Raw genomic sequence first — 20,929 nt, forward strand, 5'->3', positions numbered from 1 at the left:
AGCCCTTACCGCGGCAAGGCCAGTACAGAATCGATATCGACCGCCAAGGGCGCCGGTGTAGCGACGCCGGTCAGGCATAGGCCGTCGAACCGCGTGGCAATAAGTTCGCGCGCGATCGTCTCGCGACGCTGGTCTTCATGTGCAAGAAGTACATTGCGAACCCACGCGACATGGGGCTCGAGCTGGCGGGCGATATCGGTCCCCAAGGAAATAACTCGGCGTGCGGGTCCATGCATTCCGATTTCGAGACTTGAGCGTGGAGGTGACGGCGGCAAGTAGATTGCGACGGTCTTGTCCTCGCCGAGCCCGTCGTCGTGCGCCGCCCAACGATGGCGCAAGCGGCGCAGGTACTCGTGAAGCCGACGTCCCTCGTCACTCAAACGCGCATTGAGAAAGGCATTGGCGTCGAAGGCGCCGCGGGCGTCGTTGCGACCGAACGGTTTGGCGTAGAAGACGACGGCGGCGACCCACAAGCTTTCCTCACACTCACCTGGGCGCTCGCCGTCGTTGTCGTCGAGGCAACGGGTCAGGAAGTCGTAGGCCTTGGCGACATCACGCCGGGCATACCCAATCTCGGCCAACTCCCGTACCCGTGAATCCTCGACACAGTAGCTGGCCCCCGTCCGCACGGTGTATGCGCCCTGTGCGTCAAAGACGGCCCGTGGATAGGTGTCGTTCGGCCCGCTCATGGCGTCCGACGCCCCGTGGTCCGTCGGGCTGGTCGCTGCGCCCGCGCTTTTGGTGGCGGCTCGCGACGACTTTGCTTGGCGGCACCGCCCGGTTTCGCCGGCGGCGTTTCAAGCAATGCGTCGAGGCGGCCGCGCAATGTCGCCGCTTCACGCTGGGCGCGCTGTGCGTCTGTTTCGGCCGTCCGCCGGGCTTGCTCCGCGGCGCGCAGGGCCGTGGCGCGCTCGCGGACCTGACTCTCGGCCTGGGCCTTGAGCCCCTTGACCTCCTGGCGCAGCCGGTCAATCTCGGCATGGCTGCGGTCTTCGACCTGGCGCACGTGGGCCTGCAGTGCCGAGCGTTCCGCCGCCGCCGCCGTGCGCGCGGATTCCGCCTCCTGGAGCGTGAGCTGGAGCCGGGCGTCCAGGGCATCGCCTCGGAGGGTCAAATCCTGTATCCGGACTTCGAGCTGGGCGATCTGCCGGAGCAGGTCGCTGACCCGCTGATCGCTGATGGCCAGCGCCGCCTGGGAGCCCTCGGCGGCGGCCACGGCGGCCTGGCGGGCGCGATCGGCCGCTTCGGCCGCGGCCCGCTCCGTGGCGATGGTCGACTCCATGGCGGCCAGGGCCTCGGCCAGGGCGGCGCGCTCCGGGGCCACGGCCGCCTCGGCGTGGGCCTGCCCCGCCGCGAGCGCGGCCTCCCAGAGCGCAGACGCCGCGTCGACCACGGCCGCCGGCGCCTCGGGGATGGCGGCGGAGCGTCGTTGCGCGGTGAGCCGCTCGCCGAGTCCCTGCCACCAAACGTCGAGCATCCGCGTGAGTGTGTTGGGCGAGCCGGTGCCGAGCGTCGCCCGGACCCGCTCGATGGTGGGCCGTTCGCCGGCGAGCAGCAGCTGCTCGATGGCGCCGTTGACCTGTTCCTGCGTGACGCCCCGTGCCATCTGATGCCCTCCTACTCGGATCCCCTGCCCCGGCCTTGAAGTACCAACGATAAGTGATGATTATCGTTAGTAGGCACTCCGTAACGTAGTTCACACTACATATTATGAAGCGTAAAGACACCCTGCCCGCCTTGGCCTCACCCTCCGCCGCACTCGTGTTGCCTGAGCAGCTGGCGCAGCAGGCCGCGGACGCGGTGCGCGAACTTCTCGCCGAAGCCGCAGCGGCCAACACCACGCGGAGCTACGCCACCGCCCTACGCTACTGGGCTGGCTGGCACCTAGGCCGCTTCGGCACAGAGCTCACATTGCCGGTAAACGAGGCAGTCGTGATCCAGTTTCTGGTCGATCACATCCAGCGGAAAGGCAAAGCCGGTCTGGTCAGCGAACTGCCTCCTACGCTTGACCAGGCGTTAGTTGTCGCCGGCCTCAAGGCGAAGGTGGGCCCGCTGAAGCTTTCCACCGTCGTCCAGCGAGTAGCGGTGCTTTCGACCGCGCACAAGCTCAAGCGCTTGACCAACCCCTGCGAACTGCCCAGCGTCCGGACCCTACTTAGTCGGGCCCGGCGTGCCTCCGTTAAGCGTGGCGAGCGCCCGACCAAGAAGACCGCCATTGCACGCGTCGAACTGGAAGCAATGCTGGCAACCTGCGATGACAGCTTGGAAGGCTTGCGTGACCGCGCCCTGCTCTGCTTCGGATTCGCCAGTGGCGGGCGCAGGCGCAGCGAGATTGCCGCGGCGGATATGCGCGACTTGAGGAGGGTCAGTGAGGGCGGCTACATCTATCGTTTGGAGCACTCGAAGACCCAGCAGGCGGGGGTCAAGGCGGATTCGACGCCGGATAAACCGATCCTGGGACGCAGTGCCGAGGCGCTCGCGGCCTGGCTAGAGGCCGCTGGGATCCACGAGGGGGCGATTTTCCGGCGGATCTGGAAGGATCGAGTCGGCCCTGCCCTGCTCCCCGGCTCAGTGGCCGCGATCGTGAAGCGCCGGGCCCGCTTGGCGGGGTTGGAGGGGGACTTTGGAGCGCACAGCCTGCGCTCGGGGTTTGTCACTGAGGCGGGTAAGCAAGGGGTGCCGCTGCCGGCGGTGATGGCGATGACCGAGCACCGCTCCGTGGCGAGCGTGATTGGGTATTTTCAGGCAGGCGCAGCGGAAGACAATCCTGCAGCTCGCCTACTGAAGTAGTGAGGGGCGGCGGCAAAATCCTGGAACAGCTCTTCGTTAAAGTGGTGCCCCCCCATATCGACCAACACCGTTAGATCGGAGAAGCGCATGCCCGTACTAGAGGAGGCTATCGACGATGAGACCTACGCTGCGCTCGACTGGATCTCCTTGGTCGGTGAGGAAGGAGACGGCTCCGTCCCTTGGTCCTTGACGACGAAGTTCTACCAGAGGGCCAGGGAACTCGAAGAAGAAGGTCAACCTCTTCGATCCAAGGCCATGCAGGTCTTGGGTGGCGCTATCTCCATGCACCTGCGGCACCCGTCTCACGCACCCTTTGGGCCAGTATTTCAAAGCAGCGAAGGCCGGAGCATGTCCATGGAGGACCTCGGCCAGCACGATGTGGCCCTTCTGGCACGCGCTGCCCATGAAGCCCCAACTCCTTGGCTCAAGGCAAGATTTGCCGACCTTTCGGTAACGGCCGATGGACGCATCCCTCCCGATTGGCGCTTGGGGCGATTGGCTGTTGACGCCTACCTGGACTACGTCGGGTCGGTATTTGGTACGGAGCACGCGATTCGTGGACTCGACGAACTGCAACGCAGCCTAGTCTTGCTCTGGGTGTATGCCAAAAAGGATCCCGCGTTGTGGGAGCGATACTGGACCGTGATCCTCGACGAAATCCCGCACTCGATCGAGAACAACTGGCCCGGCTTGGCTTTTCGTCTGTGTGACGAAGCGATTAACCGTAATCGCCATGCCTGCGAAGCCATCCTCCCCCAGATTGAAGCCAAGGCTGCCGCCTTGGACGCCGACAATCCTCAGGAAGCGGCGCGATGGCATGCGCAGGCCTATCGACTGAATCAACGATTGGGTAAATCGAAGGAGGCCAACGCGTCGCTCATGGCCCAGGGTGAGGCCATGGCGCGCGCTGCAGAACTTGCCGCAGAGCAGCAACCATTGATCGCCCCTGTGCACATGATCGAAGCCATAAGCATCCTGCGCAAGGCCAAGGCGGCGCCATCTCGTATCCAGGATTTACGAGATCGACTTGCTACCTACGAGCGGGCGTCCCTCGACCACTTTGGCCATTTTTCTGCGAAAACCGATGTCAGCGGATGGGTAAAGTGGATCGACGAACAGATCGCAGCACCCGATTTCTTCTCCGCCCTACTTCGAGCGGCCTATCGAGCAGGACAGTGGTTGAATCTGGAAGAGATCGAGGAACGTGTACGGCAACAGTACTCTCAACACCCACTATCAAGCATGTTCACAACCACTCACGTCAACGCGGACGGCGTGGTTGTTGCCCAACGCCCACCCCTAGATCTAAACGATCCGGCGTCGGTTCGTCTTCACGCAACCAGTAGTGCCCACCAAATCGACATTCCCATGCGATCGTCGGTCATGGTGTCGCATGTCGTTAACACCCTGCATAGCCAGTATCAGCCATCCTTCCATGCGGTTAAGGAGATAGTTGAGGCCTCGCCCATAACGCCACCTGGCCAAGTTGACACTTTAGCCAGAGGGCTGTTCGCAGGCTTCATCGACGATTGGCTCGCGGTGTCGGTCTACCTGATCCCCGCAGTAGAACCTTTCGTGCGCGCACAATTAAAAAGAATTGGAGCCCACACAACGGGCATGAACGAAGATGGCACGCAACACGAGAAGACGCTTGGCGAAATGCTCGCTATGCCTGAAGCCGAACTATTCTTTGGCAGAAACCTTGTATTCGAGCTTCATGTCCTGCTGACAGACACGGAAGGTTTCAATCTGCGCAATTCCTACTGCCATGGCCTGATGACGGATCGCGAACTTCAGAACGCAGGCATTATGTCGCTGTGGTGGACGATATGGAGGATGATCCTTTTCCCGTGGCACAACCATCCCGCAGTTCTTGCTACCAAGTAAAGCGTCTGATATGTCCTCCCTTGGTGCGATAAGAGATGTATGCACACAACTACATCAAGGATAGGAGAGTGCGCCGCTCAACTTCTAGCTGTTTCATGAGTCGCTTAGAGTTTCGCCGAACGTCCTCAGCAAGCGAGCTTCTCTCCAACTCCCTGTAGCTGCGAATACTTTCCTCAATCTCATTTAGCAGACTTGGGATCGGGTCTCTTCGAGTTGCGTAGATGCCGCAGAACGGCAATCCGACCATCACATAGGGTCGACGCACCTGCTGGCCATAGACTTTGTTCTGGGACAGCCACAAGCTCAAAGCGGCCGGACTACCAAGATTTCTGGTGAAGAATTCCGTGGCTACATCCTCAGCCTCTGCATCTGAGACGGGGAATAGCGTTCCGATGTAGGCTCGAGCCCCCGAAAACACGAACGCTGCAGCCAGCGCGTGAAAAGAACCGCAGGCGTTGTTGAATACAAACGGGGAACAGTGTGGCGGTAGGTCGTGCATCGCGGGCATCCAAATGCCGTCGGAAAGCTTGAGAGCCATAGCGCCGCGTACTCGATCAATTTTCTCAGACGCCACGATGCGATTACGCTTCTCTTTGAAATCAATCGCCATCCAAGAAGTAATAGCAGTTCCGACCGGTAACTTTTTCTTCGCCTCTTTGTCTGCCCACAAAACGCCATCTAGAGAGTGAAACCTCCAATAGGTTTGCACTTGCACGAGATCAGTGTGGCGGTCGTACCCGAATCCAACCGCCTCATCTACAACTAGGCGTCGCATTAGGCCGTCGGCATCGGCGTACTCGAACGTCTGTCGTTCACCGCTCCACTCTCCTGCATGCGTTGCAAACACAATCACATCGAACGGCATTGCTTGAAGAGTAACGCTGGCTCTAGCAACCTGCGCGTCCTTACCCTCCAGTCTGCGAACGAGCCCACCGTTATTGTGCAAAGCGTTTGCGATCGCGTGCATCTCAGGTGCCGATACTTCGCCAGGCTCAATCAGTAAGGCGCTTCGACTGCTTCGGCTTCTATCATGGGCGGATACAATTCCCGAAACGACGCTTCTGCCGAAATCCGGATATGAAAAGACATGCGACGTCACCCGACCGGGCACAGCGATCCCCCAAGGGAACTCCCTCGTTACAAAGATGACTTCCGAATGAGCTCCGTCCAACGCCTCAGGCGGCAGCCACTCTTCAACTTCCTTCCTTATTTCGACGAAGCGCTTTCGCTGGTCCTTGGAGCCAATCTGATAGAGCGCGTCAAGCCAGTCTTCACGAATGTTTTCAGGGAGCTCCGGAAAGGTCGCAAAGCTTGCTCCGAGCGAAAACGCCAAATTGCTTGCAATGACCTCGCTCAGCGGCTCGCCCCGCTCGCATGCCACCAAGACATGCCTTCCAGCCGCGAAATACTCAAAATCATCAAGGTCCGGACAAATCGACGGTGCCCGAAGCTTCTTTCCCGCGAATCGTGCCTTAAGGAGTGCAACAGCTAGTGAATCCTGGCCACATTCCAGTTCAGTCGTTGGCAACGACTGTCTGCCGCGCAAAGCCTCCTCAGCTTCCTGCCTAGTCGAGACCGACTTCCACATTCGAGCTGGCCATTTTCGCGTCTGTGCAATCACTGTGGAATCATTGAGTCCACACATCAGTACCAATTTCGAATCGGCCTTGGCGACCATATTCGAGCGACGAACAATCTCGTTGCCATGGTCTGGTCGAGCCATCCTGGGCCCGTCCGATACCGGAATGTAACGCCCGGGCCTGCGAAATAGCGAAGAAACCTCAGCAACCAGGCTGGCCTGATCACCCATGAGAAGCACGGACTCTAGCCTGGGTGCGTTTACCATTATCCCTCCTGCGTTTCTTTCTAACTCTTGCACAGCCCAGCGTTTCAGTGCACTTGCGCCAAGTGAAATTATCGGCTGAACTTCTGACGACCGTCGCAGGACGAAACCACAGGCGACGTCCCCCGGTTCTGAGCAGCGCCTCAATTTGGAGGTGAGCCCTCCTCCGTTCGCCCGGCATGGCGTCTGCTTAGGGTCGGACGCTGCCCTCCCCTACCCCCGATAATGGTCCCTAATCCGTAGGCCTCGCCCCCCCTACCCCGGTACCGGTCGTCGGGACTACCTCGACGATACTCCTGCCACTGGAGCCTGGGACTCCAGGTCGATACGAAAAATTCCCAAAGCTAGCCCTGGACGCGAGCCGCGACTACTCCAGGATGCTGGTGAGCTCCACCTCCCCGATCAGGTAGCGCCCCCGTGCTCGGAGATTGTCGAGGATGGTCCGCAACTCATCGTGGTACCGCGGCGGCGCGACGACTTCCTGCAGGCACGAGGCCAACTCGAGGTTTCCGAACTTGCGCCACTCCCGCTCCATATAGAAGTTCTCGGGGTGATCCTCCGGGAGATCGACATCCCAGAACTTGAGGAAGGCCTGGAGATCACGGGTGATTAGACTACTCGCCTCGTCCACGGCCTCCTGTGCGTCTTGGGCGGGAGCGCCGGCAGCTTTGGACCTGACGGCGGGCGTATCGGGGAAGAAGCGGTCTAGCCCCTCCAGCACCGACTTCACCTCGCCTGGGAATCGCGCACCCCAATTTCCGTACGCTCTCTTGGAGAACGGAATATAGATGACGGGCCGACCGCCCCATTGGGCCACCACCGACCGGCATATTCCGATTCCGAATCGGCCGTAGCGCCGGGCGTGGAATGGCAAGTCTTCCCTCGGGATGTCGCACAAGCAGACCACGGATTGCTGGATCGGTTCTCCATTGGTCACCGGGCGCGCCGGGTCACGGACAGTTCGCATCCCCCCGCGCTCGCCCGCGACCTCGCAGGCCCTCAACTCCATTGAACGCAAGATCGCGCACAACGTTTCGAAGTTCTCCTGATCTGCGCCTGGCCGACGCGCGCCCACCAAGTGATACAGCCTTTGACCAACAAATCGCTGCATGGACATCGACGTTTCCCTCAGGCGCCTAGGCAGCGGATCAAGCGGATTTTTCCGCTTCCCGGCTAATGGCATCTCTCACGCAGTTCAGTACTTCTCCCTCCTCCCGCTCTGCCGTCCAAAGGGGGGGGCTTAGGAGGTGCAGTCTGGCCAAGCAGCGCTTGGCATTACCTTTTACTTGATCATGGACTAGGTGCCAATCCGGTGGTCCCAGCGTTGGCCATTGGGCTTGATCTCACCGTCCTTGTAAGCTTTCTCTAGGTCAAAATAGTCTCCGATCCTGTGATCCTCATCGTGGCTCTGGTCATCATGACGGCGATGCTGGTCACAGAGTTCAACTTTCTCAGGCGGCAAGCGTCCGATGGCCAGCCTAGACACCGTCATGCCGACTGAGTCCTCCCAACGCAGACACTGACTTTCTTGGCAGTCGGCGCGGGAGCTTTGAAATACATGTCAACGAAATGAATGCAGAGTGCTGCCCCCCCCTTCGTGCACTCAGGTGCGCGCAAGGGTTAGAACGGGTGCGAAACCGCCCCCGGGCGTGCGGAAGTTGGTGGTTTGCCCGTGATAGAGGCGTGCCGCGAAAAAGATCACTTGGCCCTGATACGCATAGCCGCGCAGATCGACCTTCAAAGGGGGTGATTCGGGTCCTGTGTGTCGCACACTGGGTGGAATCAGGGCCTGCGCCACGTAGTCCTGATCGGCCATCTGCGCCCAAGTCTTGTGGGTGAGCTTGTCGCCCCGGTAGCTGGCGCGGCTGCCGAAGCCCGCGGCCGGCTTGAAGAACCATTCTCGTCGTGTGGCCCACAGCTGCTCGCGATTGTCCGCGCTCACCAGCACCGTTCGCGGGACTATCTCGGTGAGCAGGGTCTGCCGATCCGGCGACAGGCCTGCTTTGGCCAAGAATGAGCGGTCTCCCAACAAAGTCAGGTTGCGCTTGTCGGCCCACAGGGCGTGGGCGCGCGGATGGGGACTCAGCGCCACCGCACCCGCGAGATACGCCAGGCGCAGGGCCTGCGAGGTGGGAGCCGTCAACGCGAAGTCAGTGAGGCGGTTGTACACGCAGCCGATGCGCTCCTCGCCCAGCCGCAGCGCCCCGTCGACAAACCGCAGGTCGCCCGGGTCGCAGATCGCCGTCCTATAGCCCCGCGCTTCGAGCGCTCGTTTGAACAGCAGGAACTCGGCATACAGATACTGCTGCTCTGGCGCGTGATCCAGGATGGCCACCAGCGAGTCATCGGCGCGTCCGCCCTGCGCCTGCCATTCATCGAGCAGGACGTCGATGGCGGCCTGCTCGGCCTCGCCGGAAGCGGCCGGCGTGCTCAGCGACGGCAGGCAAAGACGCTGTGCCTTGGCTAAGAGGGCATTGAGCAGCAGGCCACCGGGATTGGTATTGATCTCGATGAGCCGGGGTCCTGTGGGCCCCAGATGAAAGTCAAAGCCCAGCAGTCCGCCGGGCGAGCCAGGCTCGTGCCGGGCGATGACGGGTGCCCAGGCCAACGCGGCTTCGACAAAGGCAGGGGTCGCGACGGCCGCGCTCAATGCCTGCACGGCCGACTCCATCTGCCGAACGGTGTGCTCGGGGACGAAGATCGGCAGTGCGGCGAACAAGTGCGCGTGGGCATCGGTCAAGCGACTGGGTGCGCCCTCCGACGCCAGCAGACCGTTGACTTGCTCACGCACGGCATCCGGATCCACGGCGACGCAGAAACAATCGCGATGCAGGGCCTCGGCGGTCACGGTTTCCACGCAGGGCGCACCGCACCCCTCCAGGACGCGGCGAATGACGGGCTGGGTCACAACGGTCACGGGACTTGGATCCTCATCAGCAGGGAGTGCTTGTCGGACGGCGGACGGATCCGATGCTACGCTTGTCACGGGGTTGCGGCGCCGGAACTTTCCGGACCGAAGCCTGTCCGATGCCCGGAGCCGGTGAGTTGACGCAGGTCAAGCCGCCAAGACACCAGAACAGGTACCGTGCCGCCCAGGATGAAGAAATTCCGCCGCCACCGCTTGCGTACCCGCCTCACGCTTCTGGCGATGGTGGCGCTGCTGTGGTCGCAATTGGTCCTGGCCGCCCACCCGGCCTGCACCTTGGCGAGTATGGCGATGGACAGCGCCCAGGTAGTGTCGACCGCGCACGTCGATTCCGAGCCGGCCCCCTGCCATCCATCGCCGTCCCCAGAGACGTCTCCCGATTGCGATACCCACTGCAGCCGAAGCGACCTGAGCCCGGACGTGCCTCGCGTGCTGACCGTTCCTGCCTTGGGCGCCTGGTCTGTCGTTCCGGTCGTGAGCGTGCAACGACTGCCTCATGAGCCCGATGCCGCCCAGGCTCCGCGGCCGTTGCGCTCCTGGCATCGACCGACCGCCCACCCCGCCAGTCTCTTGTTGATTTGATCCCGCACCGATGACCGGCCGGCGCCGCTGTGCGCCGTCGCCGGAGACATCGGTTCGGCCGCGTCCTGCGGCCGGTGCCGTCCGACCCACCCCTGCGGCCCCCGTGGCCAGCAGCCGTGCAAGGCGAACATCATGGGATCCACGCTCACCTTTACCCCCCCGGGGCCCCGCCCTAACCACCCGCGCCGTGGCGCGCTCCGCGCTTTGGCCTTGGCGACACTGCTCGCGTTCGCGCCAGCGTCCTTCGCTGACACGCCGCTACCCGGAGCCGATGTCGAGTCCGTGCGGACCTGGTTGTTGGGCAACAATCCGGACCTGCAGGCGATGCAGGCCGAGGCAGAAGCAGCGCAGGCACGCATTTACCCAGCTGGCGCCCTGCCCGACCCGATGGTCGGCATCTCATTGCAGGGGATCAACCCTGATCGCCCGAACTTACTGCCCGGTAACGTCGGGTCGGCGACCTACAGCGTGAAACAGCCTATCCCGCTATGGGGCAAGCGCGGGTTGGCCCGCGACGTGGCGCGACAGCAGGCTGACGCCATCCAGCTGGAGCGGGAAGCCGCGGCGCTGAGGTTGCTGGCGCAGGCGGAGCAGGCTTATGTGCGCTACTGGCATGCCCGCGAGGGTGTGGCCGTGGTTGACCGGCTGATCGAACTGTTGGCGCAGATGGAAGAGGTTGCCCGGGTACGGTACGCCTTGGGCGTCGCGGCCCAGCAGGATTCCATCCGCGCGCAGGTGGCCCGCACCGCGATGCAGCGCGAACGTATCGAGCGCCTGGCTATTCGTGAAGAGGCCGTGGCCATGTTGAACGCCACCCTCGGCCGGCCGGCCGACGCCCCCTTGGCCGAGCCGACCGGCGAGCCCGTGCTGGCCGTGCCGGCCGCTTCGCTCGGCGAAGCGCTCGGCCTGCTGGCGGAGGCCCGGCATCCTGCCTTGCGGGCCAGTACGGCACTGGCTGGGGCGGCCGATACGGCGGCGCAGCTCCAGCGCCGCCGCCGTTTGCCTGATCTCACGCTCGGCGTGGGCGTCATGCAGCGCGATGATCGCGTCGACGCCTACGAGGTGATGCTCGAAGTGGAGATCCCGCTACAGCGGCGTGCGCTGCGTGAGCGAGAGCGTGAGGCCCTGCTCATGAGGGACGCCGCAACGGCGCGTGCCGAGGCGATCGGCACCGAACTGCAGGGCCAACTGGGCCAGGCGTGGGCCCAGACCCGGAGTGCACGCGAGCAGCGCCGCCTGATCGAGCAGACATTGTTGCCGCAGGCGCAGGCCAACTTCGAATCCGCCCTCGCCAGCTACCGGGTCGGCGACGTCGACTTCGGCACCTTGTTGGAGGCCTTGGAGGCCTGGCAAGGCGCTGATCTGTCGCGCGTGGATGTCCGTCGCAATGAACTCGTTGGCGCCGCTACGGTGCGCGCCCTGATTGGGAGTGTCGAATGAATCGGTTCAATTGGAGTGTCCTGGCCCTCGCTGTTGGAGCGGCGCTGGCCCTGGGGTGGTGGTCGGGACGCGCCTCGGCGCCGGACGCCGGGTCGCTGAACGTCCAAGAGACCTCGGCCGAATCGGGCGAGCGCAAGATCTTGTACTACCGCAACCCCATGGGTCTGCCCGACACTTCGCCCGTGCCCAAGAAGGACGCCATGGGCATGGACTACATCCCGGTATTTGAGGGCGGAGAGCCGGCCGCGGAGCCGGGAACGGTCGTGTTGCCGCCCGACAAGGTCCAGAAATTGGGCGTGCGCACCGAGGTGGCCGTTCGAGAGGCCTTGGTCGCCAACGTCCGTGCGAGCGCCTCGGTGCAGGTGGACGAGACTCGGCAGTTTGCGGTCGCTCCGCGTTTCGAGGGCTGGATAGAGACCCTGCATGCGAACCAGACCGGCATGACAGTGCGGCGCGGCGAGCCGCTGATGGCGATCTACAGCCCGGAGCTGATCGCGGCCCAAGGCGAGTACGCGGTGGCCGATGCGGCGGCGAAGCGTCTGGCCGACAGCGATCCGGCCAGCGCGGCCACCATGCGCCAGTTGCGCGACGCGGCGCAAACGCGCCTACGCAACTGGGAGGTGGCCGGGGCACAGGTCGCTCGCCAGGGTCGAGAGGCCCGCCTGGTGCTGTCGGCACCCGCCGATGCCGTCGTGGTAGATAAGCCCGTCGTCCAGGGCGACCGATTCACCCCGGGCCAGACCATCCTGCGGCTCGCCGACCTCTCCACGGTCTGGGTGATCGCCGAGGTGCCGACATCGGCGTCGGCCGATCTGGCGATCGGCAGCCAGGCCAGCTTCGAGACGCCCAGTCTGCCCGGGCAGCGTTTCGAAGGTGAGGTGAGCTTCCTGCAGCCGGTCGTCAACCTGGCCAGCCGCACGGTCGGCGTGCGAATTGAACTGCCCAATCCCGATGGGGTCCTGCGCCCCGGGCTCTTTGGCGATGTGGAACTGCAGGGCCGCAGCGGGGAGCCTACCGTCGTGGTGCCGCGTTCGTCCGTCATCGACTCCGGGACGCGCCAAGTGGTTCTGGTGCAAACGGCGCCGGGCCGCTTCGCGCCACGCGAGGTTCGATTGGGTGCTCGCGCCGGCGACCGGGTCGCCGTGCTGTCAGGCGTCGAGGCCGGGGAGATGGTCGTGGTCTCAGCGAACTTCCTGATCGATGCTGAGAGCAACCTGCGATCGGCCATGCAGGGCATGGAGCACGGCTCGACACCACCGGCCGAGGACCACAGCGCCCATGACGCGTCCGCGGAGCCGACGGCGCCCCCGGTCGATGACCCGCACGCTGCCCATTCGGGAGGGCAGTGACATGCTTGCCCGCCTGATCGAATGGTCGGTCCGCAACGTCTTCCTGATTCTGGTGATGGCGATCGCAGTCACTGCCGCCGGCATTTACGCCGTCGCCAAAACCCCGCTCGATGCCCTGCCCGACCTGTCGGACGTGCAGGTCATCGTATTCACCGAAGTGCCCGGTCAGGCGCCGCAGGTGGTCGAGGACCAGGTCACCTACCCGCTGACCACGGCCATGCTGGCGGTGCCCAAGTCCAAGGTCGTGCGTGGCTTCTCGTTCTTCGGGGCCTCGTTCGTCTATGTAATCTTCGAGGACGGTACCGACATCTACTGGGCGCGCTCGCGCGTGCTCGAGTACTTGAACTTTGCGTCCAAGAAGCTGCCCGAAGGCGTTACCCCCACGCTGGGTCCGGACGCTACGGGCGTGGGCTGGGTCTACCAGTACGTGCTTGAGGGCGAACAATGGTCACTCGACCAGCTGCGCGCCATCCAGGACTGGTATGTGCGCTACCAGCTGACCAAGGCGCCCGGCGTCGCGGAAGTGGCCAGCGTCGGCGGCTTTGTTCGCCAGTATTCCGTCACGGTCGACCCCGGCCGGCTGCGCCAGTACGGCATTCCTCTCTCGAGGATCTCGGAGGTGATCGCCAGCAGCAATCGGGACGTCGGCGGACGCGTCCTCGAGATGGCGGAAACGGAATACATGATCCGCGGCCGCGGCTACCTGCGCGGCATTGAAGACATCGAACAATTGGTCGTCAAGGCCGAGGACGGCACCCCGGTTCTCGTGGGCGACCTGGCCCGGGTCGAGCTGGTGCCGGATGAGCGCCGTGGCGTCACCGAGCTCAACGGGGAAGGAGAAGCGGTGGGCGGCATTGCGGTGGCGCGCTACGGCGAGAACGCCTTGTCGGTGATCGAGGGACTCAAACAAAAGATCGCGGAGATCGGCCCGGGCCTGCCGGAGGGCGTCTCGATCCGCGCCGTCTACGACCGCTCCGACCTGATCCACCGGGCCATCGCCACCCTGCGCTGGACACTGCTCGAAGAGAGCCTGATCGTCGCACTGGTGTGCATCGTGTTTCTCTTCCACGTGCGCAGCGCCTTGGTGGCCATCATCATGCTGCCCGTAGGCGTGCTGATCGCGTTCCTGGCGATGCGCCTGCTGGGCATGAACTCCAACATCATGAGCTTGGGCGGCATCGCCATCGCCATTGGCGCGATGGTGGACGCGGCGATCGTGATGATCGAAAACGCGCACAAGCACATCGAGCGTGATGATGGAACCAAGCCTCGTATCCAGCTGATCATCGATGCCTGCCGCGAAGTCGGCCCCGCCCTGTTCTTTAGTCTGTTGATCATCACCGTATCGTTCCTGCCAGTGTTCGCCCTGGAAGCGCAAGAGGGCCGTCTGTTTCACCCGCTGGCCTTCACCAAGACCTTTGCCATGGCAGGCGGCGCCCTGCTGTCGGTGACCTTGGTGCCGGTGCTGATGCTGCTGTTCGTGCGCGGCAAGATCCTGCCTGAAGCCAAGAACCCGGTGAACCGGTTCCTGATCGCGATCTATCGGCCGGTGATTGCCGTTGTGCTTCGGCACAAGGCGGCCACCTTGGTGCTGGCGCTAGTTGCCTTGCTCGGAACGGCTTGGCCTGCCTCGCGCTTGGGCAGTGAGTTCATGCCCACGCTAAACGAGGGCACCCTGCTCTACATGCCTGCGTCGCTGCCCGGCATGTCGGTCACCAAGGCCGCGGAGCTGCTCCAACAGCAGGACCGGATCATCAAGACCTTCCCGGAAGTCGAGTCCGTGTTCGGCAAGGCCGGCCGGGCCCTCACCGCCACGGACCCGGCACCGCTGGAGATGTTCGAGACGGTCATTAACCTCAAACCCGAGGAGCAGTGGCGGGAAGGCATGACCATCGACAAGCTTATCGCCGAGATGGATACGGCGCTGCAGTTCCCGGGCGTGGCCAACTCCTGGACCATGCCGATCAAAGCTCGCACCGACATGCTGGCCACCGGCATCCGCACGCCGATTGGCATCAAGGTGTTCGGGACGGACCTGGGCGAGATGGAGCGACTCGCCAAGGAAATCGAGGCTGCCGTGCGCACGGTTCCGGGCACCACCAGTGCCTACGCCGAGCGTCTCACCGGTGGGTTCTACCTCGACATCGAACCCGACCGTCGCCAGCTGGCGCGCTACAACCTGCCGGTCGGAGAACTGCAGGACGTCATCGCTGCCGCGCTAGGTGGCGAGATGGTCACCACGACGGTGGAAGGGCGTGAGCGTTTTGGCGTGATCGTGCGCTATCCCCGTGAATTGCGCGACAGCCCGCAATCCATCGCGCAGCAAGTGTTGGTGCCGACCATGGACGGCGCCCAGATTCCCTTGGGCGAGTTGGCGCACGTGACGGTTCGCAAGGGCGCGCCGTCGATCCGTACCGAGAATGCCCTGCTCTCGGCCTATATCTACGTCGATACGCGCGATCCGGACATGGGAGCCTACGTCCGTGCCGCGCAAGACGCCGTGGCCAAGTCGGTCACTTTCCCGCCGGGCTACTACGCGACCTGGAGCGGCCAGTACGAGTACATGCAACGGGCGATCGCCAAGATGAAGATCGTGGTGCCGGTGACGCTGTCGCTGATCTTCCTGCTCTTGTACCTGAACTTCCGCCGGGTCACCGAGTCACTGATCGTGATGCTGTCCGTGCCCTTTGCCTTGGTCGGCGGCGTGTGGCTGATGTGGGCGCTGGACTACAACCTCAGTGTCGCGGTCGCCGTCGGCTTCATTGCGCTGGCCGGCGTCGCTGCCGAAACCGGCGTGGTGATGCTGATCTACCTTGACCACGCCCTGGACGCTCGCGCCCAGGCTCGCCGAGCAAAGGGCGAGGCGCTGACGTTGGCGGACATCACCGACGCCATCGTCGAGGGCGCGGTCGAACGCGTCCGACCCAAAATGATGACCGTGGTCGCGATCATGGCCGGCCTGCTGCCGATCATGTGGAGCACGGGCACCGGCTCGGAGGTCATGCGGCGCATTGCCGCGCCGATGGTCGGCGGGATGGTGTCGTCCACGGTCCTGACCCTGGTGGTGATCCCGGTGATCTACGCGCTGGTCAAGCGCCGGGAACTGCTGGGCCCCCGGGCCCAGCCCATGCCGGTCGCTGATATGTCGGAGACGGCGCGATGATCGGCCCCGCCCAGGCCATTGACTTGCGTGCGACACCCAGCTTTAGGGTCCGCATACCGCGCCGGCGCCGTGCGGCGAACCGACGCCGGGTCCGGCGCCGAGGCTAGGGGGCGGCCGTGCGGCCCGGGCGTGTCGCCCGGGCCGACGCGCCGCTCCCGGAGTCTGCGGTCCGCTTGCCTCCCACTCTTGCCTCAGGCGTTTGTCATGACTCATCACGACTCGCATCCACTTCCTTCGGGTGTTGCGTGCACCTGCATGTTGGTAGTTCCTGACGCAAGGACGGTGCGGGTCGGTCAATTGACCTAGGTCAAAGCCAGGGATCACGAGAGGTGTAGGGTACTAACCAAGATGAACAGCTTCCGCCGCCACCGCTGGCGCACCCCAATCTCGCTGCTGGCGATGCTGGCGCTGGTTTGGGCACAACTGGTTCTGGCGAGTCATCCGGCGTGCGCAGTTTCGGCGATGGCATCGATGCCCGCCCACGCCGAACATGCCGATCATGCCCAGCCCGCGGCAGCCGACCCGCCGCCGCCGTGCCATGGGGCCTCGCTGAGTGAGGACGCGCCACTGTGCGCTTCCCACTGCAGCCAAGGCGACCTGAGCAAGGAGGCACCGCGACTGGTGTCAGTGCCGACCTTGGGTCCGGTGTCGATCATGTCGGTCGTGACAGTGCAGCGATTGCCTGACGCGGCGGGCCACGCGGTGGCCGCTCGTCCTCGTGTCGCCTGGCATCGACCTACGCCCCACCCGGCCAGCCTCCTGCTGATCTGATCCCGCGCCGATGCTCGACCGGCGCCCGTATGGGCGCCGGTCGCCTCGGTGCAGCCGCCGTGTGCGCGGCCTGCCCCGCCGACTCCTACCGCAGTGCCTTTGGGCAGCGGTTCGCGCGAGGCCAAGACCATGGGATTCCCCCTTCCACGACGAGCTCTCGCTATCGGCGTTTGCGCGCCGGCGTGCCTTGACCTGTGTCCGACACCCAGGTTTACGGTCCCCGGCAGGTTCTGCGGGAGCATGCAATGACGGCCGACCTTCGCAAATCCGATCCGCCGATGACGGTGCGCCGTCTGGCGCACTTGGGAGGCGTGACCGTGCACGTGGTGCGCAACTACCTGCGCCGCGGCCTGCTTCGCGCCGCCAGCCACACCGAGGCCGGCTACCAGTTGTTCTCGACCGCGGAACTGCATCGCCTGCATTTCATCCGCACGGCGCAGCGTCTCGGCTTCACCCTCGCCGAGATCGAGGAAATCCTACGGCGCAGCCGCCAGCGCAAGAGCCCATGTCCGCTGGTACGCGACATCATCAGCCGTCGGCTGACGGAAACCCGCGACCAGCTCGAGCAACTCCTGGCGCTGCAGACGCGAATGGAGCAAGCCGTTGCCCAGTGGTCTCGCCTGCCCGACGCCGTGCCGACGGGCAGTGACGTCTGCGCGCTGATCGAGGCCGTCGCGGCCAGCGAGGCCGCCGCCGTTCCCAAATCCACCTCGCGGCGCCTCTTGGGCCGTCGCGCCTCTGCAGAGGAAAAGACCTCATGACGCGGCCCCGTCAATCCCCCTTGTCTTGCGGGCTGTCGCTGTCGGTAACGGCGGTCCTGCTGTACCTGGCCTGCACGCTGATCGTGGCGTGGTCCCCCGGCGCCCTGGTCGCCGGCCTGGGCCTGGTCGTGCACGGACTGAGCCTGTCCGGCCTCACGCCGGCGGTCGGTGAACTGCGCTGGAGCGCGGTGCTGATCGGTTCGCTCGCGATCGCCGGTTACGCCTTCGTGGCGGGCGCCTTGTTCACCATTGTCAATCGCTTGATTGGAGGTAACCGATGAACCGCTCAAACGTTTCCCTGCTGCTCGCGAGCCTGTTCGCGGCCCCGTTGGCCGTCGCCGCACCGCCGGAGACCGACGAGCCGACCGACGACACCCCGGTGATGCTGATCACCTATGTGCGCCTGGCGATCAACGAGGAGCACGAAACCCGGGCACGCTTTGGCACGGCGTATGAGCAGTACGCGGACGCGGTGCCGCGGTTCTTCCCACGCCGTCGCCGGCCGCTGGCGGTGGCGTCATGAGCACCGCCATGAACACTCAGGCGGTAAGGGTCTGGCCGATCGGCGACATGCTGACCGAGGGCTGCGCCCGCACGCTGGCCGCCACGGTTCGCGGGTTGCCGGGCGTGCAGGCCGCCGAAGCCAATTTTGCGGCCGGCACGCTTCAGGTGCGCTATACCCGCGGCGCTGCGGAGCCGACGGCGATTACGGCGGCGATTCGCGCTTGCGGCTTCACCTGCCGCGCCCCGTCCGCCGAGTTTGTCCCGCCAGGCGCCTCCGCCGGGTCGGCCGCCAGTCACTCTGCACATGCCGGCCATGCCCCGTCGCCCTCCCCCGCAGCGTCGGCCCTCCCTGAGGACGCGACGCCGTCGATGCAAGGGCACGCGGGCCATGCGCCCGTCGCGCCGGACAAGCGCGGCGCGGACCCGCACGAGGGCATGCACCACGGGGGCGATTTGCACGCGGCGGCGGCGGACATGCGCCGGCGCTTCATAGTCGCCTTGGCGTTCTCCATCCCGCTGTTTATCTGGTCCCCGATGGGGCTGATGAGCGCGCCGGCGACGCCATTCGGCCTAACTGAGAACGTCTGGCTATGGCTGCTGGCCAGCGGTGCGCTGCTCTACCCGGGCTGGCCCTTCTTCACGGCCGCGATCCGCTCGCTGCGCCGTGGCGTCCTCGACATGGCGGTGCTGGTGTTGCTCAGTGTCGGCACGGGCTATGTCTTCAGTCTGGGCGCGACGTTTGTGTTCGATGGCCCCAACTTCTACGAGGCTTCCTCGGTCCTGCTGACCTTCATCCTGCTGGGCCACTGGCTTGAGATGCGGGCCCGCGCCGGTGCCTCGGATGCCATGAAGGCCCTGCTCAAACTCTCGCCGCCGCGGGCGATCGTGCGTCGCGACAATGTCGACGTGGAGATCGCCACTGACGACGTGCAGGTGGGCGATGTGGTGGTCGTGCGTCCCGGCGCCAAGGTGCCGGTCGACGGCGAGGTGCTCGAGGGCCAGTCCCAAGTGGACGAGTCGATGCTCACCGGCGAGTCGATGCCGGTGAAGAAGGCGCCGGGCGCTCTGGTGGTTGGCGGCACCATCAATCGCAGCGGCGCCTTCACTTACCGCGCCACCAAAGTCGGCGCCGACACCGCGCTTGCCCAGATCATCCAGTTGGTCCAGGCCGCCCAGAATTCCAAGGCCCCGGCCCAGCTGCTGGCCGACCGCGCCTCGCAATGGCTGGTGCTGGCGGCGATCGTGATCGGCTTGCTGACGTTCGCCGTCTGGTTCTGGTGGCTCGGTCAGACGCTGCTGTTTGCGCTCACCCTGACGATTACGGTGTTCGTGATTGCCTGCCCGGATGCGCTGGGCCTGGCAACGCCCATGGCGATCATGATTGGTACGGGCCTTGGGGCCCGCCACGGCATCTTGTTCAAACATGCCGAGGCCATCGAGCAATGCGCCCGGCTCAACGTGGTGATTTTCGACAAGACTGGCACCTTGACGGTGGGACAACCCGACGTGGTGGATACCGTGGCGGCGGCGGACTGGGACCAGGCGCGCTTGATCGAGGTTGCGGCCGCCGTGGAGGCGCATTCCGAGCACCCGCTGGCACAGTCGATTCTCAAGCACGCCGGGCCGGTCACGGATCGCGCCACCGATTACACCAATATCGACGGCCAAGGCGCGATGGGTCGGGTGGGCGGGCGCTGGGTGCATCTGGGCAACCGCTTGCTGATGGCCGCGCAAGGCGTGGCCGTGGACGAACTGGAGGCCCAGGCCGACGGACTCAAGGGCGCCGGCCGCACCGTCATCTACGTGGCGGTCGATCGGCGCTTGGCAGGCGTCATCGCGATTGCAGACGCCATTCGGCCAACCTCGCGGGCCACCATCGAAGAGCTGCATCGCCGCAATATCCGGGTCGCCATGATCACCGGCGACAACCGCCCGACGGCCGAGCGTGTGGCGGCCGACCTGGGGATCGACATCGTGCTCGCGGACGTGTTGCCGGGCGACAAGGCCGCCGAGGTCAAGAAGCTCCAGGCCCAGGGCCTGAAGGTCGGCATGGTGGGCGATGGCGTCAACGATGCCCCAGCCCTGACCCAAGCCGAGGTCGGCTTCGCGATCGGCGCCGGTACCGACGTGGCGATCGACAGCGCCGACACGGTGCTGATGCGCAGCGACCCCTATGACGTCGTGCGGGCGATCACGATCGCCCGCGGGACGCTGCGCAAGATGCACCAGAACCTGGCGTGGGCGGTGGGCTACAACGTCCTGGCGTTCCCGCTGGCCGCCGGTGTGCTCTTCCCGTTCGTGCTCTCGCCCGAAATCGCCGCGCTGTCGATGTCCGGCAGCTCGGTGATCGTGGCGGTCAATGCGCTGTTGCTCAAGCGTCTCCCCTTGGCCGCGGCTGCGGCCGAGTCGTCCCCCGAGTCCCTCAAGGAGTCCCTGTCATGAATACCGTCCCTGTTTCCTCCCGTACCCCGATCCTGCGCGGCCGAGCCCGTCGCTGGCTGGGTCTGGGCGTGTTGATGCTGGCCTTGGCCGGCACCGCCCACGCCGAAGAAAGCGGCTTCCGGCATGAGGTCCTGATGCGCGGTCAGATACTCGAGGCCCGCTCGGGCGCGTTGGTCGTCTGCGTGGGCGAGGCCGATGGCGCCCAGGTCGGGCAGGTGCTCGACGTCGTGCGCCACAAGCGGGTCTCCCGCAGTCCCAAGGCGGCCGGTCCCCGGTTCCGTCGCGAGCCGGTCGGCCAAGTGCGGATCACGGAGCTGTTCGATACGCACTACGCCCAGGCCCAGGTGGTCACCGGCAAGCCCAAGGTCAACGACACCGTTGAACTGATCCGCTGATGAACGAACGGCGCCTGCGGCAGCGTTGGCCGGCCCTGGGGCTGGCGATGCAGCCGCAGGGGCCTGGCCCCGGAAC

General features: G+C 64.7%; 16 protein-coding genes. 11 read left to right on the forward strand and 5 right to left on the reverse strand.

The annotated features are described in order from the left end of the window. Positions 1-5 precede the first annotated feature (5 nt). Both C6N40_RS03120 and C6N40_RS03125 read right to left on the reverse strand, forming a co-directional pair. A complete protein-coding gene (locus C6N40_RS03120) occupies positions 6-689 on the reverse strand; it encodes a hypothetical protein (protein WP_162782049.1) in 684 nt (227 codons plus the stop codon). After that, a complete protein-coding gene (locus C6N40_RS03125) occupies positions 686-1,606 on the reverse strand; it encodes a DNA-binding protein (RefSeq protein WP_106989554.1) in 921 nt (306 codons plus the stop codon). Before C6N40_RS03125 ends, C6N40_RS03120 begins: the two co-directional genes overlap by 4 nt. A gap of 104 nt (positions 1,607-1,710) precedes the next feature. On the opposite strand from C6N40_RS03125, the gene C6N40_RS03130 reads away from it, so the two are divergent. Both C6N40_RS03130 and C6N40_RS03135 read left to right on the forward strand, forming a co-directional pair. After that, positions 1,711-2,790: a site-specific integrase gene (locus C6N40_RS03130; RefSeq protein WP_106989555.1), complete on the forward strand. Its 1,080-nt coding sequence runs from the start codon at positions 1,711-1,713 to the stop codon at positions 2,788-2,790. Positions 2,791-2,877: 87 nt separating this feature from the next. Continuing rightward, positions 2,878-4,677: a DUF4209 domain-containing protein gene (locus C6N40_RS03135; protein ID WP_106989556.1), complete on the forward strand. Its 1,800-nt coding sequence runs from the start codon at positions 2,878-2,880 to the stop codon at positions 4,675-4,677. Positions 4,678-4,726: 49 nt separating this feature from the next. Here C6N40_RS03135 and C6N40_RS13955 read toward each other — a convergent pair whose 3' ends face one another. The 3 genes from C6N40_RS13955 to C6N40_RS03145 all read right to left on the reverse strand — a co-directional run bounded on the left by C6N40_RS13955 (position 4,727) and on the right by C6N40_RS03145 (position 9,377). Next, positions 4,727-6,523: a hypothetical protein gene (locus C6N40_RS13955; RefSeq protein ID WP_162782050.1), complete on the reverse strand. Its 1,797-nt coding sequence runs from the start codon at positions 6,521-6,523 to the stop codon at positions 4,727-4,729. 364 nt (positions 6,524-6,887) lie between these two features. Next, complete coding sequence (locus tag C6N40_RS03140) at positions 6,888-7,637, reverse strand: abortive infection system antitoxin AbiGi family protein (RefSeq protein WP_162782051.1); 750 nt, start codon at positions 7,635-7,637, stop codon at positions 6,888-6,890. A 486-nt stretch (positions 7,638-8,123) separates the two neighbouring features. Then, the gene (locus C6N40_RS03145) at positions 8,124-9,377 is read right to left on the reverse strand and encodes a hypothetical protein (RefSeq protein ID WP_162782052.1); all 1,254 of its coding nucleotides are present in this window, start codon (positions 9,375-9,377) and stop codon (positions 8,124-8,126) included. 861 nt (positions 9,378-10,238) lie between these two features. On the opposite strand from C6N40_RS03145, the gene C6N40_RS03150 reads away from it, so the two are divergent. From C6N40_RS03150 to C6N40_RS03185, 9 genes are all read left to right on the forward strand, one after another. After that, positions 10,239-11,468 (forward strand): TolC family protein, encoded by a 1,230-nt coding sequence (locus C6N40_RS03150; protein WP_240183432.1) that lies wholly within the window; start codon positions 10,239-10,241, stop codon positions 11,466-11,468. Continuing rightward, entirely contained in the window at positions 11,465-12,817 is a 1,353-nt protein-coding gene (locus C6N40_RS03155; RefSeq protein ID WP_106989560.1) for an efflux RND transporter periplasmic adaptor subunit, read from the forward strand. Before C6N40_RS03150 ends, C6N40_RS03155 begins: the two co-directional genes overlap by 4 nt. Position 12,818: 1 nt before the next feature. Then, positions 12,819-15,980 (forward strand): efflux RND transporter permease subunit, encoded by a 3,162-nt coding sequence (locus C6N40_RS03160; RefSeq protein WP_106989561.1) that lies wholly within the window; start codon positions 12,819-12,821, stop codon positions 15,978-15,980. 348 nt (positions 15,981-16,328) lie between these two features. After that, positions 16,329-16,751, forward strand: coding sequence for a hypothetical protein (locus C6N40_RS13960; RefSeq protein ID WP_162782053.1), 423 nt, complete (start codon positions 16,329-16,331; stop codon positions 16,749-16,751). 245 nt (positions 16,752-16,996) lie between these two features. Continuing rightward, positions 16,997-17,512: a MerR family DNA-binding protein gene (locus C6N40_RS03165; RefSeq protein WP_205208532.1), complete on the forward strand. Its 516-nt coding sequence runs from the start codon at positions 16,997-16,999 to the stop codon at positions 17,510-17,512. Then, positions 17,509-17,793, forward strand: coding sequence for a DUF5676 family membrane protein (locus tag C6N40_RS03170; protein WP_162782054.1), 285 nt, complete (start codon positions 17,509-17,511; stop codon positions 17,791-17,793). The genes C6N40_RS03165 and C6N40_RS03170 overlap by 4 nt, the downstream gene beginning before the upstream one ends. Further along, the gene (locus tag C6N40_RS03175; protein WP_106989563.1) at positions 17,790-18,035 is read left to right on the forward strand and encodes a hypothetical protein; all 246 of its coding nucleotides are present in this window, start codon (positions 17,790-17,792) and stop codon (positions 18,033-18,035) included. Before C6N40_RS03170 ends, C6N40_RS03175 begins: the two co-directional genes overlap by 4 nt. Further along, on the forward strand, positions 18,032-20,458 hold the full coding sequence (locus C6N40_RS03180) for a heavy metal translocating P-type ATPase (protein ID WP_240183433.1): 2,427 nt from the start codon (positions 18,032-18,034) through the stop codon (positions 20,456-20,458). Before C6N40_RS03175 ends, C6N40_RS03180 begins: the two co-directional genes overlap by 4 nt. Beyond that, on the forward strand, positions 20,455-20,853 hold the full coding sequence (locus C6N40_RS03185) for a hypothetical protein (RefSeq protein WP_162782055.1): 399 nt from the start codon (positions 20,455-20,457) through the stop codon (positions 20,851-20,853). Before C6N40_RS03180 ends, C6N40_RS03185 begins: the two co-directional genes overlap by 4 nt. The last annotated feature ends 76 nt before the right edge of the window (positions 20,854-20,929 follow it).

The sequence above is a fragment of the Arenimonas caeni genome, assembly GCF_003024235.1.
GTDB classification, from domain to species: domain Bacteria; phylum Pseudomonadota; class Gammaproteobacteria; order Xanthomonadales; family Xanthomonadaceae; genus Arenimonas; species Arenimonas caeni.